The 751-nt window shown below is 41.0% G+C and carries 1 protein-coding gene; it reads left to right on the top strand.

Translation table 11 applies throughout. From position 1 onward, the window contains the following. Window positions 1-221: 221 nt before the first annotated feature. Window positions 222-751: alkaline phosphatase (locus tag BCU84_RS19070; protein WP_198589620.1), on the top strand; the 530-nt coding region annotated here is incomplete at its 3' end.

The raw sequence follows: 751 nt of genomic DNA on the forward strand, positions 1-751 counted from the left end.
ATATGTTATAACATATCAAAAAATTAATCCTTTATAATTCAAACATTAATAAACAGATTATATCAGTACAATTTATTCAGTTTTAAGTGGTCACATTTCGGTCATCAAAACATCAAATAACTGCAAGCTAACATTCACAACATCCGATTAACCTTTGTGCGTTTTCATTGGGCAGCTAACTCTGCTTTCAACCACCACTCGTCAATAGGATAGACAACATAATGAATAAGACCTGGAAAGCATCATATGGTGTGCTTGCTTTAGTCATTTCAAGTGCCTTAAATGCTGAAGTGCTACCGTCATACCAAACTGAGAATGCTTGGTTTACTGATGCGCAAAGCGCAATCGACACAAAACTGGATACTAATAATCAATTTAAAGCCAAAAACGTGATCATTTTTGTCGGTGATGGGATGGGCGTTTCAACCCTAACTGCATCCCGTATTCTTCAGGGACAAATGGCAGGACAACCTGGTGAAGAAGGCTACTTAAGCTTCGAAACATTCCCTCACACTGCGTTAGTGAAAACCTATAACGTAGATGCACAAACGCCGGACTCTGCGGGCACGATGACAGCCATGATGTCAGGCCTTAAAAGTGATGCTGGTGTTCTAGGTGTTGATGAAGATATCGTTCGCGGTGACTGTTCAACGGTTGCTGGAAATGAAGTGGTCACTGCACTTGAACTAGCTGAAATCAAAGGCTTATCAACGGGTGTTGTTTCAACGGCGCGTATTACCCATGCAACACC

This window comes from Shewanella sp. 10N.286.51.B7 (assembly GCF_002873615.1).
Lineage (GTDB): Bacteria > Pseudomonadota > Gammaproteobacteria > Enterobacterales > Shewanellaceae > Shewanella > Shewanella electrodiphila.